Here is a 13,165-nt window from a genome sequence, read left to right as displayed (position 1 = left end):
GTGGCCGAGCTCAAGGCGCCCAGCCGAACGTCGCGGCCGCTGCTGGGCGTGCTCTTCATGTGCACGGCCTGCGCCTTGTTCCCGATCATGAACGGGTTGGTGAAGCTGCTGGCCGCAACCTACGATCCGCAGGAGATCGTCTGGTTCCGGATCATCCTGCACCTGGTGCTGGTCGCCGCGGTGTTCATGCCGCGCATGGGGCTCGGGTTGCTGCGTACGCGGCGCATCGGGACGCAGTTCGTCAGCTCGGTGATGATGATGCTGTCGACGCTGTTTTTCTTCTCGGCGGTGAAGTCCATTCCCGTCGCCGAGGCGATCGCGGTCACCTTCGTGGCGCCGCTTGCCGTCGTATTGCTTGCCTGGCCGCTGCTGGGCGAGCGGATCACCTTCTTCCGGATGGCCGCGGTCATCGTCGGCTTCGCCGGCGTCCTGATCGTGATCCGGCCCGGAAGTGCCGTGTTCCAGTGGCAGTCGCTGCTGCTGCTGGGCAGCGCCGTCTGCTACGCGATGTACCAGATCCTGATCCGGCGGCTCGCGGGCATCGACGCGCCCGCCACGTCGATCTTCTACAGCGTGCTCTTGGGGGCGATCCTCATGTCGGCCTGGCTGCCTTTCCACTGGAAGACGCCGACGGGCTGGGCCGACTGGGTGCTGCTGTGCTCGCTGGGGGCCTTGGGGGCATTGGGCCATTACTGCGTCGCCAAGGCCATGACCTACGCCTCGGCCAATTTCGTGGCGCCGTTCAACTATACGCAGATGATTGGCTCGGTCATCGTGGGCTACCTCATGTTCGCGGAGGTGCCGGACTTCTACACCTGGCTCGGGACCGCCGTGGTCGTCGGCGCGGGCCTCATGGTCGGCTGGCAGGGACGCAAGCCGCAAAAGAGCTGAAGGGGGAGAGACCATGCCGTATCTCGTTGCCGCCAATCTGCCGGTCGAGCCGGCTGGAGTCCGTTTCCGCGCGCTGCTCGAGCGGCCGCAGATCCTGCGCATGCCGGGCACGCACAACGGCATCGCAGCGCTCCAGGCGGCGCGGGCGGGTTTCGAGGCCCTCTACCTGTCCGGTGCCGCCATGTCGTCATCGATGGGCCTGCCCGATCTCGGCGTCATCACGGTCGACGAGGTCTGCTTCTTCATCCGCCAGGTGGCGCGCGCCTCGGGCCTGCCGGTCCTGGTCGACGGTGACACCGGTTATGGCGAGGCGCTGAATGTCATGCACATGGTGCGGGCGTTCGAGGAAGCGGGTGCTGCCGCCGTCCATCTCGAGGACCAGCTCCTGCCGAAGAAATGCGGCCACCTGAACGACAAGAAGCTCGCCCCGCCGCATGACATGGCGGCCAAGGTCGCGGCGGCCGCCAGGGCACGGCGCAGTCTCGTGATCGTCGCACGCACCGATGCGGCGGCGAGCGAAGGGATCGACGGCGCGGTGGCGCGGGCGCGGCTCTATCTCGAAGCCGGTGCCGACGCGATCTTCCCCGAGGCCCTGACGAATGCCGAGATGTTCCGTGCCTTCGCCCGGGCGATGCCCGGCGTGAAGCTGCTGGCCAACATGACCGAGTTCGGCCGCACGCCGTTCTTCACGGCATCCGAGTTCGAGGCGATGGGTTACCGGATGGTGATCTGGCCGGTGTCGGCCCTGCGGGCCGCCAACAAGGCGCAGGAGAGCGTGTTTGCCGCCATCCAGCGCGATGGTGGCACCCAGAACGTTATCGACCGCATGCAGACCCGGCAGGAACTCTACGACACGATCCGCTATCACGACTACGAAGCGCTCGACGTCTCGCTGATACAGACCGTCGTGCCGCAAGGCATGCCGCAACGCGACTGAGCTTTAAAAACACCGTCGTCTCGACGGAGCACCGAAGGTGCGCAGTGGCGACCTTCGCTCCACCAACAGCCGGCAAATCGTAGAGAGAAGATCTCTCCGCTCCGCGGCGGAGCCTGCCCCGAGGCATTCGAGGGGCGTTCCGGTCGAAATGACTGACTTCCTTGCCTGGAAGACTCATTCATTCAACTGAGATCAAGCCTCTCAGCAATGGACGATAGGCTTCGAGTGCGAGATCCGGAAGGCCCGCGGCCTTTGCCGGATCGAACCAGGTCAGTTCCGTGTGCTCGTCGTCCAGGATCGCCGGTTCACCTTCCCACGAGGTGACGCCGAACATGTGATAGGTGGCAGGTGCGTCCGGGTCTGTAATGGTGCCGAGGGCAAAGTAGGTGAGCGGCACGATTCCAATCTCTTCGCTCGTCTCGCGGACCAGCGCTTCTTCCAGCGTCTCGCCCGGCTCGACGTGGCCGCCGGGAAAACTCCATAAATCCGGATAGGCCTTCCGCGCTGGACTCCGTCGGGCAAGGAGGACTTTACCTCCTTGCAACAGCACGGCGTTTACGATGACGCGCTGCATGACGGTGAAGCGACAGACCCTACAGACCCAGCGCCGACAGGTCCGGCGTCCGCTTGTGGAAGTCGGTCGCGTCCTGCAGCGCCTTGCCAATCCGGAGCACCGTGCCCTCGGCATAGGGCTTGCCGAGGAGTTGGATACCGATCGGCAGGCCGTTCGAAAATCCGTTCGGCAGCGAAAGGCCGCACAGGCCCAGATAGTTGCCGGGACGCGTCATCAGCGAGATGGCGGGCGAGGTCTCGTCGACCTCGGTGACTGGAATCGCACCCGAGGCAAGCGCAGGTGTGAGCAGTGCATCATAGGGCGCCATCCACGCGTTGAATTCGGCGCGTCGTCCGGCCATGCGGCGCAGTTCTTCGGCGTAGAGCGCCGGCGCGAAGCCCTTGGCTGCCATCGCACGACCGCGCACGCCGGCGCCGATCGGCTGGTTCATGTCCTCGATCCAGCCGCGATGCAGCGACCACAGTTCCGAGGCCGAGATCGAGCCCGCGCCGACACCGAGATTGAAATACCACTCGGGGATCTTCACGGGCTCGACGATGGCACCTAGTTCTTCCAGTTTCTTTGCCGAAGCCTGCCAGGCCGCGATCACGTCGGCATCGCAGGCAGGCAGGGCGGAGGCGTCGGGCAGGGCGATGCGCATGCCCTTGATCGAACCGCCTTTGGTCGAGGCGGTGAAATCCTCGAGCGGCTGGCCGAGCGTCGTCGGATCGCGCGGATCTGGACCAGCCAACGCGTTGAGCATCAAGGCGCAATCCTCGACCGAACGCGCCATCGGGCCGATCGAATCGAGGGTCCACGACAGCAGCATCGTGCCGTGCAGGCCGATGCGGCCGAAGGTGACCTTCAGGCCGACCAGCCCGTTGAACGCGCAGGGGATGCGCACCGAGCCGCCGGTGTCGCTGCCGATGCCGGCGGGCGTGAGACGCGCCGCGACGGCGACGCCGGTGCCGCTCGACGAGCCGCCCGGCGTGCGGTGGGTTTCGAGGTCCCACGGGTTCCACGGCGTGCCCATCAGCGGGTTGGTGCCCCAGCCGCCGAAGGCGAATTCGACCATGTGCAGCTTGCCGAGCGGGATCATGCCGGCCGCGGTCAGGCGCTCCACCGTGTTCGAGGTCTCGGTCGCGACGCGCTTCTCCCACATCTTGGAGCCGCCGGTGCCGATGCGACCCGCGATGTCGCACAGATCCTTGTAGGCGACGGGCAGCCCGTGCAGAGGCGGCAAAGGAAAGCCTGAGGTGCGGGCGGCGTCGGCGCCGTCGGCGATCGCGCGGGCTTCCTTCGCATAGACCTCTGTGAAGGCGTGCAGCTTGCCGTCGGCCTTCTCGATGCGTGCCAGCAGTGCGTCGACCACCTCGCGGGAGGAGAAGCGCTTGGCGGCGAGGCCGGCGGACAGTTCGGTCAACGTGAGTTCATGCAAAGACATCAGGAGGTCGCCTTTAATAAGTGGCTCGGCCACCAGAGAGATCGAAAACCGCACCGGTCGCGAAGGTGCAGTGGGAAGAGGCGAGCCAGGCGACCATCTCGGCCACTTCCTCGACCTCGCCGAAGCGGTTCATCGGGATCTTGGACAGCATGTAGTTGATGTGTTGCTCGGTCATCTGGCTGAACAGTTCCGTCTTCACCACTGCCGGCGCGACGCAGTTCACCAGCACGCCGGTCGTAGCAAGTTCCTTGCCGAGCGACTTTGTGAGGCCGATGACGGCGGCCTTCGAGGCGGAGTAGGCCGAGGCATTGGGATTGCCTTCCTTGCCCGCCACCGAGGCGATGTTGACGATGCGACCCCAGCCGCGCCGCACCATGCCGTCGACCACGACGCGGTTGCAGAGGAAGACACCCGTGAGGTTGACGTCGATGACCTGCCGCCAGGCATCGACGGGATATTTGGCCACGGTCGTGTTGGGACCGGTGATGCCGGCACTGGCGACCAGGATGTCCGGCGGCGCCAGCAATTGCTCGGTCTCGGCGAGCGCCCGGGCGACATCCGCCTCGCTGGTCACGTCGACGGCGAGGGCGACGGCGCCCTTCAGCGCTGCGGCGGACTGCTTCGCGCGCTCGGGATCACGGTCCCACAAGGCGACCCGTCCGCCGCCCTGGGTGATCTTCGCGGCACAGGCGAGGCCGATGCCGCGGGCGCCGCCGGTGACGATCGCGGTCCGGCCGCGGAACGGTTCGGGTTCCATGTCTCCCTCCCAAATCCTTGAATTATCTTGCAATTCCCAGCATATCGGCGCGCCGGCCCATCCGCTACACTGACCACTTCAATGCCTCGAGTTTTCGCGGGAGTTTCATGCCTTCGCCCATTCCGGCGTCCATCGACGCCACCGTCGAGCTGCTGCAGGGCGGCGACTACATCGCCGACCGCAGCCTCGCCACGGTCCTCTATCTCGCCCTCAAGCTCGGCCGTCCGCTGTTCTGCGAAGGCGAGGCGGGCGTCGGCAAGACCGAGATCGCCAAGGTGCTGGCCGAGACGCTGAAGCGGCCGCTGATCCGCCTGCAATGCTACGAAGGGCTCGACGTCGCCTCGGCGGTGTACGAGTGGAACTATGCTCGCCAGATGATCGAGATCCGCCTGGCCGAAGCGCAGGGCGTGCACGACCGCGGCGAACTCTCGGCCGACATTTTCGACGAGAAGTTCCTGATCCGCCGACCGTTGCTCGAGGCGCTGCAGCCACATGTCGGCGGCGCGCCGATCCTGCTGATCGACGAGCTCGACCGTACCGACGAGCCGTTCGAGGCTTACCTGCTCGAAGTCCTGTCGGATTTCCAGGTGACGATCCCGGAGCTCGGCACGATCAAGGCGGCGGAACGGCCGATCGTCATCATCACGTCGAACCGCACGCGCGAAATCCACGACGCGCTGAAGCGGCGCTGCTTCTATCACTGGGTCGACTATCCGGACCTCAAGCGCGAGCTCGAGATCCTCAAGGTCAAGGCGCCGGGCGCCAGCGAGCGCCTGTCGCGGCAGGTCGTTGGCTTCGTCCAGGAGCTGCGCAAGCTCGACCTGTTCAAGGCGCCGGGCGTCGCCGAGACGATCGACTGGTCGACGGCGCTGTCGGAACTCGACGTGCTCGACCTCGATCCGCGCACGATCAACGACACGCTGGGCGTGCTGCTCAAGTACCAGGACGACATCCAGCGCCTCCAGGGCTCGGAAGCGGCCGAGATCCTGCGCAAGGTGAAGTCCGACATCGCCGCGCAGCCGCTGGGGTAGGCGAGCGCAATCATGCGACCGTTCGCGCTCGTCCTCCTCCTTCTGATGTCGCTGAGCGGTACAGCTGCGGCGCGGATGAACGCCGGCCCTGATTTGTGCGACCCCTTCAAGTCGGGTCGTTCGGGGAACGCAATGGAGGTCGAGGGGCAGATCCAGCATCTTTCTGCTTGGCTTGAGAATGGCAAAGGGGAGGCCCTCGGAAACGCCCTCCTGCAGCGCGGCCTCCTCTATCGAGGAAAGCGCGACTGGTTCCGGGCCATCAGCGATTTCGATCGTGCCGAGGCGGAATTCGAGCGAACCAGTTATCCAAAATCCAATTTTTCTGGCCCTGGGGTTCCGAGTGCGCGAGCGTCGTTGCTTACGGAGCGTGGTGCAGCCTATCGGGAATCCGGGGAATACGACAAAGCGCTACATGATCTCGACTTGGCCTTGCAGGATACTCCCAGCTTCAGCCGTGCTCGCATCGAGCGAGCGCTCACGCACTTCCGTGCCGGTCGCAATGACCGGGCCATCGACGACTTCAATCATGTCATCATAAATGATTTCAACTCGATCGGATATGACAGGGCGCGGGCCTACGGACTGCGTGCCTCCGCATGGCTCGACAAGGGCGAGCACGGCCATGCCAGTGTGGACACCAATTCGGCGAACGCGCTCTCCTATAGTCGATGCGACGAAGTCAGGGACAACTTCTGCTGGTTGTATGCCGTTGAAAGCGGTCCTCTGGCGGAGGTCAAGAGCGGGGACGCGCTGGCCAAATACTGGCGTGGCGATCTGATGCGCGACTGCTCGCCGGAGGTGACGGATCGTCCCAATCTTTTGGACTCACGAGCACTGACATATCTGCAGTATGGCGAAATTGCCGATGCGCGAGCGAGTGCTGAAGCAGCGGTCGAGGGCGATCCCGGTGACGGCGAAAAGCACTATATGCTTGCGATGGTCAAGGAAGTGGCTGGCGAGAGTGCAGACGCCGAGTTTGCCAGAGCCCGGGAACTCGGGAAGCCAGGGGACTGGGAACGGTGGGAGCGTCAGCAGGGTAAATTCCGGAAGTTGCACATTCCGGAGACGCTTGCCCAGCAGGCAGCGACAATTGTCGATGAGGCGTTCGAAACCCTGAAAAAGCAATATGCGTACTTCGCGCCGAACCGGCCGGTGCCAGGGCGTTCCGAAATTCTCAAGGACCTTTCGGCCAATAGTCCGCTCGTAGAGTTGTTCAAGCAGGAATATTCTCGCGCGGCGGGTAGCGTCATGCGACCGGATCCGGGCAGGTGGCCGATGCGCGTCGCCGTTCTCGCATTCGAAGACAACAAGGAAGGCAGTCCGCCGAATTGCCGAAGCGAAATCGTCGACTCCGTCGCCGACAATGTTGCGCGTTTCAATCGTGCAGTAGGAAGAACGGTATTCGCCATGGGGACGCCAGAGAAGCACGATATTCTTTTCGTCATAGGTGGCCCGCAGTCGGTACCTGATCTGAAGGTGGACACGGCGATGCAGAAGGTACTCGATGCCGAAGAACGGCAAACCTCCGAGCCCAACGACGAGCACTTCGTGTCCTTTGCGCCCCCGCATTTCACGCCCACGGAGGGAGCCAACCTCCACTATCGCAAGAGCGATGGAGAATTGATCTATGCCAACATTGCACGGTCGTGGAGCCGCGTCTCTAAGCAGTGTTCGGTGGATATCGTTGGAAACTTGGTATTGGCGGTGACCAGTGGAAACGGGCGCAGGTTGGCTTGGTCCTCGCTTTCCACCTCGGAGCGATTCAATCTGCCGCAAAAGGCGGGCTTTGTGAGTCAGGAAATCGAGGCGTGCTTCCTCCTGATGGACCCCAATACCAGCCGAGACCAGCGCGGCGAGTGCGTGCGAACGCTGGCGGCGAGGGATAGAGAAAAGTGATGGACACGCTGCCCGATCCGCCGGCCGGGCTCCCTGGACGCGAGCCGCGCGGCGGCAAGCTTGCCAGCAACATCGTGCACTTCGCGCGAACCTTGCGCACGGCCGGCCTGCGCGTCGGGCCGGGGCAGATCCTGCGCGCCATCGAGGCCGTCGAAGCGGCCGGCTTGCGCAATCGCGACGACTTCTACTGGACGCTCCATTCGGTCTTCGTGAACCGTCGCGACCAGCGTGAGATCTTCGACCAGGCGTTCCACGTCTACTGGCGCAATCCGCGCCTGCTCGAGAAGATGATGGACATGCTGCTGCCGCAGATCGGCGTGCCGGCCGAGCAGGACAAGGGCAAGCAGCTCAGCCGGCGTCTGCAGGAGGCGCTACAGCCGGGGCAGGGCGAGGCACCGGAGCAGTCCGAGGAGCCGCCGGAAGTCGAGGTCGAGGCGACCTTCACCGTGTCGGACCGGGAGGTCCTGCAGACGCGCGACTTCGAGCAGATGTCGCAGGCCGAGATCGACGAAGCGCTGCGCGCCATCTCCCGCCTGCGCCTGCCGGTGCCGGAGCGGCGCACGCGTCGTTACCAGCCGGCGCGTCGCGGGCCGCGCATCGATTTCCGGGCCTCGCTGCGCCGCGCGATGCGGCCGGAGGGCCTGACGGAGCTGGCCCGCCGAGAGCCGCGCCGCCGGCCGCCGCCGCTGGTCATCCTGTGCGACATCTCGGGGTCGATGGCCCGCTACACGCGCATGTTCCTGCATTTCATGCATGCCATCACCAACGACCGCGATCGCGTCTACTGCTTCACCTTTGGCACACGCCTGTCGAACGTGACGCGTGCCCTGCGCAACCGCGACGTCGACATCGCCCTGCAGAAGGCCTCGTCGCAGGTCGAGGACTGGTCGGGCGGCACGCGCATCGGGCAGGCGCTGCACGAGTTCAACAACAAGTGGTCGCGCCGCGTGCTGGGGCAGGGCGCGGTCGTTCTGCTCATCACCGACGGGCTCGATCGCGAGGGCGCGAGCGGTTTGGATGAGGAAATGGAACGCTTGCATAAGTCTTGCTCACGCATGATCTGGCTCAACCCGCTCTTGCGGTACGGCGGCTATGAGCCCAAATCTCAGGGCAACAAGGCCATGCTGCCGCATGTCGACGAATTCAGGCCCGTCCACAACCTGGAGAGCCTGTCCGGCCTGATCGCGGCGCTGGGTTCCCGCACCGTCGGCGCGGACAAGCGCCTGTCCGGGTGGCAGACCGACCTTCGCAAGGAGTAGACCATGAGCGATGCGCTGGAAGTTCTCGATCAGGTCGGCCAGTGGAAGGCCGACGGCAAGGGCGTCGCTGTCGCCACCGTGATCGTCACCTGGGGATCCTCGCCACGTCCGGTCGGCAGCCAGCTCGGTGTCGACGATGCCGGCAACATGGTCGGCTCGGTCTCGGGCGGCTGCATCGAGGGCGCGGTCGTCAAGGAGGCGCTCGACGCCATCAAGGACGGCAAGCCGCGGCTGCTCGATTTCGGCGTAACCGACGAGCAGGCCTGGGATGTCGGTCTGGCCTGCGGCGGCAAGGTCCAGGTCTTCGTCGAGAAGGTGAACTGATCCGATGAAAGCCGAAACCCTCGCCGCCCTCCAGGACGCGCGCGTCAAGCGCCGGGCCGTGACGCTCGCCACCCGCCTCAGCGATGCGGCCGAGGCGCTGGTCTATCGCGGCGAGGCCAACGGCGAACTGGCCGGCGACGCCGAGATCCTCGCGGCCGCGCGCCGCGCCATGGAGACGGGCAAGAGCGAGACCGTCGACGTCGGCGGCGCCAAGATTTTCCTCAATGTCTACGTGCCGCCGCCGCGGCTGGTGATCGTCGGCGCCGTGCACATCGCGCAGTCGCTGGCGCCGATGGCGGCCATGCTAGAGTTCGACGTCACGGTCGTCGATCCGCGCGGTGCCTGGGCCACGACCCAGCGCTTCCCCGGCGTGAAGGTCATCCAGGACTGGGCCGACGAGGCCTTCCAGGCGATGGGCCTCGACGTGTCGACCGCCGTCGTGACCCTGACCCACGATCCCAAGCTCGACGATCCCGCGCTCGAAGCGGCGCTGAAATCCGACGTCTTCTACATCGGAGCGCTGGGCAGCCGGCGCACCCACGCCAAGCGCAAGGAGCGCCTCGCTGAGGTCGGCATCACCGAAGAGATGTTCGCCCGCGTCCACGGGCCGGTCGGCCTCAACATCGGCGCCAAGTCGCCGGCCGAGATCGCCGTGTCGATCCTCGGCCAGATCATCGAGGTGCGCGCGCGCCGCCTTGAAGCCCTGTCCGCGCCGAAGGTCGCTGCGGCGTGAGATTCGGCGAGACACCGGTCGACGACGCCGCCGGCGCCATCCTGGCGCATAGCCGGCGCGCCGACGGGATCAACTTCGCCAAGGGGCGCGTCCTCTCCGACGAGGATATTGCGCGCCTGAAGGAAGCCGGTGTGTCGACGGTTGTCGCCGTGCGCCTCGATGCCGACGACATGCACGAGGACGAGGCCGCGGCAACGGTCGCCCGCGCGCTGGCCGGCGAGGGGATCGAGGTCACCGCGGCCTTCACCGGCCGCTGCAACCATTTCGCCCGCGAGGCGGGGCTCGCCGTGCTCGACCAGGAACGCATCGACGCGCTGAACGAGCTTCATGAATCGGTGACCGTGGCGACGCTGCCGCCCTTCGCGCGTGTCGAGCCGCGCCAGATGGTGGCGACAGTGAAGATCATTCCCTACGGCGCACCGCGCGCCGCGGTCGAGCGCGCCGTCGACGTTGCCAAGGCAGCGAACCGGCCGATGATCGCCGTGGCGCCGTTCCGGACGATGCGTGCGGGCCTCGTCCAGACGAAACTGCCCGGCACCCGGGACAAGGTCCTGGACAAGGCGGTCAACACGACCACGAAGCGGCTGACCTCGCTCGGCAGCACCTTGAACGGCGAGCGTCGCGTCGCGCACGACGCCCGGGCGATTGCCGATGCGCTGGCCGAGCTGAAGTCCGAGGGCTGCGACCTGTTCCTGATCGCCGGCGCCTCGGCGATCGTCGACCGGCACGACGTGGTGCCGGCCGGTATCGAAGCGGCCGGCGGCAAGCTCATCCATTTCGGCATGCCGGTCGATCCGGGCAACCTGCTGCTCACGGCCGAGCTGGACGGCAAGCCGGTCCTGGGTCTGCCGGGCTGCGCCAAGTCGCCCAAGTACAACGGCTTCGACATGGTTCTGGAGCGGCTGGCCGCGCGCCTGCCGGTTGGCCGCGCCGAGATCGTGCGCATGGGATCGGGTGGGCTCCTGGCTGAAATTCCGAGCCGTCCTCAGCCGCGCGACGAGGCGGATTCCGAAGAAGCCGGCCCGCAGCAGGCACCGCGCGTCGCGGTACTTGTGTTGGCCGCCGGCCGGTCCACGCGCATGGGCGGACCGAACAAGCTTCTGGCCGAGGCCGAAGGTGCGCCCCTGGTCGTCCATGCAGTGAAGGCGGCGCTTGCCTCGCAGGCCGTCGAGGTCGTCGTCGTGCTGGGCCATATGGCCGACGACGTCCGCGCCGCGGTCGAGAAAGCCGTGCCGCCGCGCTCGCGCGTGCGCTTCGTCAGTAACCCGGATTTCGCCGAAGGGCTCAGCACCTCGGTGCGCACCGGCATCGGCGCGCTCCCGACCACCGTCGATGCGGCGGTCGTGCAGCTCGGCGACATGCCGGGCGTGGGCGCACCGCTGCTCAATCGCCTGATGGCTGCCTTCAGTCCCGTCGAGGGCCGCTCGATCTGCGTACCGACGGTGGGAGGCAAGCGCGGCAACCCCGTCCTGTGGGCGCGGCGCTTCTTTCCCGAGATGGCGAAACTGTCCGGCGACAGCGGCGCCAAGCACTTGATCGGCGAGCATGCCGATCTGGTCTGCGAGGTCGAGATGACGGGCGAGGCGGCGATCACCGACATCGACACGCCCGAGGCGCTGGCGGCGTGGCGGGCGAGGGTACCTGCATGAGTATTCTGGCATGAGTATCGTGGCATGAGCTTCGACGTCGCCACCGTTCGCGGCCAGTTCCCGATCCTGTCCGAGATCATCGACGGTCTGCCCGTCCATTATCTCGACAATGGCGCCTCGGCGCAGACGCCACTCGCTGTCATGGACGCGGTGCGTCACTACGAGACGACCAGCCGCGCCAATGTGCTGCGCGGCGTCCATCGCCTGGCCGAGCGCGCGACCGAGGCCTACGAGAATGCGCGTGCGCAGGTGGCGGCCTTCCTCGGCGTCCCGACCATGGAGATCGTGTTCACCGGGGGCTGCACTGCTGCGATCAATCTCGTCGCCTTCTCCTACGGCGCGCTTCTGAAGCCCGGCGACCGCATCCTGCTGTCGGAACTCGAGCATCATTCCAACATCGTGCCCTGGCAGCTCCTGCGCGCGCGCTCGGGCATCGAACTCGACATGCTGCCGGTCACGACCGACGGCCGCATCGATCTCACGGCCCTGCCGCGACTCCTGACGGAGAACACGAAGCTCGTGTCGCTGGCGCATGTCTCCAACGTCACCGGCGCCCTGCTCGACGTGCGGACCGTCGTAGAGGCGGCCAAGTCGGTCGGCGCGAAGGTGATGCTCGACGGCGCCCAACGTGCGCCGCACGGGCCGCTCGACCTGCCGTCGCTCGGCATCGATTTCTACGCCTTCGCTGGACACAAGGCCTACGGGCCCAACGGGATCGGGGCACTATGGGGCCGGCCGGAACTCATGGAGGCGATGCCGCCCTTCATGGGCGGCGGTTCGATGATCGGTCGCGTGACCCTGGCCGAGACCACCTGGGCGCCGTCGCCGCGCCGCTTCGAGGCCGGCACGCCCCCGATCGGTCCAGCAATTGGCCTGGGTGCCGCCTGTGCGTGGATGCAGGCGCTCGACTGGGCGGGGGCACACGATCACGAAATGGGCCTGGTGCAGCGCCTGATGGATGGTTTGCAGAAGATCGAGGGCGCGCAGCTCTTCGGCCCGGCCGGCCTGCAGAACCGCTATCCGGTCGTCTCGTTCATGCTGGACGGCGTGCACCCGCACGACGTGGCGCAGACCCTCGATTCTTTCGGCGTGGCGGTGCGCGCTGGCCATCACTGCGCGCAGCCGCTGATGGAGAGGTTCGACCTCGATGGCACGACGCGCGTGTCGATGGCGCCCTACAACGACAACAGCGACATCGACGCGCTGCTGGCCGGCGTCGCCCACGCCGCGAAGACGCTGCGATGAGCGACCAGCTCTACCAGGAGCGCATCGTCGCTCTCGCCAAGGCGAAGACCGGCGCCGGCAAGCTCGAGAATCCCACGAAGACCGTGCGGCGCGACAACCCGCTGTGCGGCGATCGGGTGATCCTCGACGTCCGCCTCGACGGGGAAGGGCGCATCGCCGAGATCGGCCATCAGGTGCGCGGCTGTCTCCTCTGCCAGGCCTCGGCCTCCGCCCTCTCCGCCGTCGCCGTCGGCCGCGATGCCGCGGGCATCGCCGAGCTGCGCCACGACGCCGAGCGCGCCCTCGGCCGCGAGCCCGGCGAGACGCACGAGCCGTTCGATGCCTTCGCGCCCGTTGCGGCACACAAGGCCCGGCAGGACTGCGTGCTGCTGCCGCTCGAAGCGTTGAAGGACGCGCTTTTCTAAGTACGTGTTGCGCCCGTAGTTTGGTCGCGCCGCTGCCGCGCT

Annotated in this window: 13 protein-coding genes; 10 read left to right on the top strand and 3 right to left on the bottom strand. The window is 66.3% G+C overall.

Annotated elements, in window-relative coordinates; translation table 11 throughout:
• The gene (locus ACT6UX_RS05245) at positions 1-891 is read left to right on the top strand and encodes a DMT family transporter (RefSeq protein WP_444774079.1); all 891 of its coding nucleotides are present in this window, start codon (positions 1-3) and stop codon (positions 889-891) included.
• A 13-nt stretch (positions 892-904) separates the two neighbouring features.
• Complete coding sequence (gene prpB, locus ACT6UX_RS05240) at positions 905-1,828, top strand: methylisocitrate lyase (protein WP_444774078.1); 924 nt, start codon at positions 905-907, stop codon at positions 1,826-1,828.
• 178 nt (positions 1,829-2,006) lie between these two features.
• Here prpB and ACT6UX_RS05235 read toward each other — a convergent pair whose 3' ends face one another.
• The 3 genes from ACT6UX_RS05235 to ACT6UX_RS05225 are packed head-to-tail and all read right to left on the bottom strand — an operon-like array spanning position 2,007 to position 4,582.
• Positions 2,007-2,402, bottom strand: coding sequence for an NUDIX domain-containing protein (locus ACT6UX_RS05235; protein ID WP_444774077.1), 396 nt, complete (start codon positions 2,400-2,402; stop codon positions 2,007-2,009).
• Positions 2,403-2,421: 19 nt separating this feature from the next.
• Complete coding sequence (locus ACT6UX_RS05230) at positions 2,422-3,825, bottom strand: amidase (protein WP_444774076.1); 1,404 nt, start codon at positions 3,823-3,825, stop codon at positions 2,422-2,424.
• A 13-nt stretch (positions 3,826-3,838) separates the two neighbouring features.
• Positions 3,839-4,582, bottom strand: a complete 744-nt coding sequence (locus tag ACT6UX_RS05225; RefSeq protein WP_444774075.1) for an SDR family NAD(P)-dependent oxidoreductase — start codon at positions 4,580-4,582, stop codon at positions 3,839-3,841.
• 107 nt (positions 4,583-4,689) lie between these two features.
• Here ACT6UX_RS05225 and ACT6UX_RS05220 point away from each other — a divergent pair, with 107 nt between their 5' ends.
• From ACT6UX_RS05220 to ACT6UX_RS05185, 8 genes are read left to right on the top strand one after another with little or no spacing between them, the layout of a single operon-like run.
• A complete protein-coding gene (locus tag ACT6UX_RS05220; protein WP_444774074.1) occupies positions 4,690-5,613 on the top strand; it encodes an AAA family ATPase in 924 nt (307 codons plus the stop codon).
• Between the two features lie 12 nt (positions 5,614-5,625).
• Positions 5,626-7,509 carry a tetratricopeptide repeat protein gene (locus tag ACT6UX_RS05215; RefSeq protein ID WP_444774073.1) on the top strand — a complete coding sequence of 628 codons (1,884 nt, stop codon included), beginning with the start codon at positions 5,626-5,628 and terminating at the stop codon, positions 7,507-7,509.
• A complete protein-coding gene (locus ACT6UX_RS05210; RefSeq protein WP_444774072.1) occupies positions 7,509-8,768 on the top strand; it encodes a vWA domain-containing protein in 1,260 nt (419 codons plus the stop codon). Before ACT6UX_RS05215 ends, ACT6UX_RS05210 begins: the two co-directional genes overlap by 1 nt.
• 3 nt (positions 8,769-8,771) lie before the next feature.
• Positions 8,772-9,092, top strand: a complete 321-nt coding sequence (locus ACT6UX_RS05205) for an XdhC family protein (protein WP_444774071.1) — start codon at positions 8,772-8,774, stop codon at positions 9,090-9,092.
• Between the two features lie 4 nt (positions 9,093-9,096).
• Positions 9,097-9,825: an XdhC family protein gene (locus ACT6UX_RS05200; protein WP_444774070.1), complete on the top strand. Its 729-nt coding sequence runs from the start codon at positions 9,097-9,099 to the stop codon at positions 9,823-9,825.
• On the top strand, positions 9,822-11,474 hold the full coding sequence (locus tag ACT6UX_RS05195; protein WP_444774069.1) for an NTP transferase domain-containing protein: 1,653 nt from the start codon (positions 9,822-9,824) through the stop codon (positions 11,472-11,474). The genes ACT6UX_RS05200 and ACT6UX_RS05195 overlap by 4 nt, the downstream gene beginning before the upstream one ends.
• A 24-nt stretch (positions 11,475-11,498) precedes the next feature.
• Entirely contained in the window at positions 11,499-12,719 is a 1,221-nt protein-coding gene (locus ACT6UX_RS05190; protein WP_444774068.1) for an aminotransferase class V-fold PLP-dependent enzyme, read from the top strand.
• The gene (locus tag ACT6UX_RS05185; RefSeq protein ID WP_444774067.1) at positions 12,716-13,123 is read left to right on the top strand and encodes an iron-sulfur cluster assembly scaffold protein; all 408 of its coding nucleotides are present in this window, start codon (positions 12,716-12,718) and stop codon (positions 13,121-13,123) included. The genes ACT6UX_RS05190 and ACT6UX_RS05185 overlap by 4 nt, the downstream gene beginning before the upstream one ends.
• Positions 13,124-13,165: the final 42 nt, after the last annotated feature.

Source organism: Reyranella sp. (assembly GCF_052439685.1).
Classification (GTDB): Bacteria; Pseudomonadota; Alphaproteobacteria; order Reyranellales; family Reyranellaceae; genus Reyranella.
The sequence above is the reverse complement of the archived record's forward strand: the minus strand, read 5'-3'. Positions and strand labels throughout refer to the sequence as shown.